Source organism: Clostridium sp. AM34-9AC (genome assembly GCF_003480225.1).
Taxonomy (GTDB): domain Bacteria; phylum Bacillota; class Clostridia; order Lachnospirales; family Lachnospiraceae; genus Acetatifactor; species Acetatifactor acetigignens.
In genome coordinates this window covers 1-1,604 of record NZ_QUIU01000052.1, presented here as the reverse complement: position 1 = coordinate 1,604, position 1,604 = coordinate 1, and the positions used below count along the sequence as shown (strand labels likewise).

Genomic DNA, 1,604 nt, shown 5'->3' with positions numbered 1-1,604 from the left:
ATCTCTCCGGTGACACTGTAACGGTAGGACTGGTAGACCTGTCCCTCTTCATTGGTGATGCCGGAAACACTTCCTCTGGCATCGTAGAGGTAGTAGCCGGTGCTGCCATCGAACCGGTCAAGGGAGATCCGGTCGAATCCGCCGTTTATCTCCGCTCCGTAGATATAAGAGGTATCCGTCTTACCATTGATGTTCTGCTCGACCAGTACCTCTGCATGCTCACGGTTGACGTCGTTTAAGTACTCGATCAGCTCATAGTTCTTTTCCTTACCGGTGGTCTTGATCCGGGTGATCAGATCTGTCTCTGTCGCGCTGACCTCCTCCTGTACCGGGAAGAGAATGCCGCACTGGTTCTGGCTGTTGTTTTCCTCCGCATTGGCTGCATTGCCGTATCTGTGCCACTTCACAACCGTTCCGCAGATTCACATATCCACGGGTTATCATGACTCTGCGGATACCAACAATATCTTTAAGCGTGAAACATATCCCTATACAATGAAGAATAGTATCCATCATATGTTCAACCTAGTTTATAAATATGTGTTCAAGATTCTCGATACATATTATATATGATCACCGCATCTACTTTAATTACTTTGTTACCAACTTATATATTGCCTTCTTTATATTCCTTTATAGTCATCTTAGATGAAAATCCCACCAAGCCCTTCTTTTCAGTTAATGCTAATAGCGTATCTAATGCATCATTATTTTTCGCATGCAATAATGCACATGCTGTGTAATACCTCACATAATCATTCTCATGATGCAATAACTTTAAAAAAATAGGATTACAAATCTCACCATGTTCGTTTAACCATTTTATTTTCTTTTGAATCACTCTGTAAAACTTATTAGCTTGATTTGAATTTCCATTTTCTTGTGCAATCCCATTGTTTATCGATGCATCAACAAATTCTAAAATTATAGCATTTATATCACTCATAAAACCTCCTAACACTTTACTCAAACGTCCTAAAAATCCACCCCTTTGAAGATGGTATAACATCGCCATATTCTTTTAGCAAATTCATTCCAAAATCAAACTGCGTTTTGAAGTCTTGTCCTGCCAACCATTGCCGTACAGTTTTTCCACCTGTAAAAAACTGTTTTGAAGAATAATATCCACTAATTTTTGCATGGATACTCCCTTTCCCATGCGGAATCGCAATAACATTATTAATATTATTTACTTGTTCTGAGCTAAATCCTGATCCTGTAATTTGTGATTGTTCGACAATATGGTGCCATACTTTTCCATCTCCCGGTGAATCTAAATGAGTTTTCAAATCTTTAAAACTACTGAATCCCTTATCAGGTACAATGTCCCTACCACTCCCATCAACACTTTCACTAATTTTCCCCTTCGGAGGACAAGCTTTACCTGTTGACGTACTTGCATACCCACTCGGATCATCATACACCACTGGGTTATTCCCGCAGTACGCATACAGATTCAGTCCATCTCCCTGATAGACGTCTTCCTGCATGAACCGCCCGGCAACCGGATTATAGTACCTCGCCCGTAAATAATACTGTCCCGTTACATCATCATACTGTTGTCCCGTATAACGGATGCGGTTATTCAGCTGTTCTGTGGTCTC

3 protein-coding genes are annotated in these 1,604 nt (G+C 40.8%); all 3 read right to left on the bottom strand.

The annotated features are described in order from the left end of the window. On the bottom strand, positions 1–407 hold a 407-nt coding region (locus DW835_RS17460; RefSeq protein ID WP_347559405.1), incomplete at its 3' end, for a hypothetical protein. Positions 408–607: 200 nt separating this feature from the next. Beyond that, positions 608–946, bottom strand: coding sequence for a hypothetical protein (locus DW835_RS17455; protein ID WP_118731497.1), 339 nt, complete (start codon positions 944–946; stop codon positions 608–610). Positions 947–962: 16 nt separating this feature from the next. Then, positions 963–1,604: RHS repeat-associated core domain-containing protein (locus tag DW835_RS17450; RefSeq protein ID WP_147353746.1), on the bottom strand; the 642-nt coding region annotated here is incomplete at its 5' end.